This is a genomic window from Oleiphilus sp. HI0079, assembly GCF_001635105.1.
Genome location: NZ_LWFT01000271.1, coordinates 1 through 505 on the forward strand (window position 1 = coordinate 1; position 505 = coordinate 505).

Sequence of the window (505 nt, forward strand, 5' to 3'; positions counted from 1 at the left end):
TTTGTACACTAGAGTTTCAGGCGCATCGCCCGCTTTATGATTGGTTAGTGGAGAATCTGCCTGTTCCATCCAAGCCTCGTCAGTACGAGATGGGGCGTTTGAATTTGAACTACACCGTTACCAGTAAGCGTAAGCTCAAGCAGCTAGTCGACGAAGGACATGTTTCCGGCTGGGACGATCCTAGAATGCCGACGATCTCTGGAATGCGTCGTCGTGGTTTCACGCCGCGTTCGATTAAGCAGTTCTGTGAGATGATTCCCGTGAGTAGCAAAAACAACAGTGATGTTGATGTTGCGCAGCTTGAGAAGGCCATTCGGGATGATTTGAATGATCATGCGCAGCGTGCAATGTGTGTGATGAACCCTCTTAAAGTTACGGTCATCAATATCCATGAGGCGGACGCCGGACTGAGCTTGAAGGCCGCGAATCACCCGAACAAGCCAGAGCTCGGCGAGAGAGAAATTCCGTTTTCAGAGACTATTTATATTGACCGTGAAGACTTCAA

At 49.3% G+C, this 505-nt stretch carries 1 protein-coding gene; it reads left to right on the plus strand.

Annotated elements, in window-relative coordinates; genetic code table 11:
- A partial coding sequence (locus A3750_RS03920; protein WP_231871700.1) for a glutamate--tRNA ligase family protein occupies positions 1 to 505 on the plus strand: 505 nt, incomplete at both ends.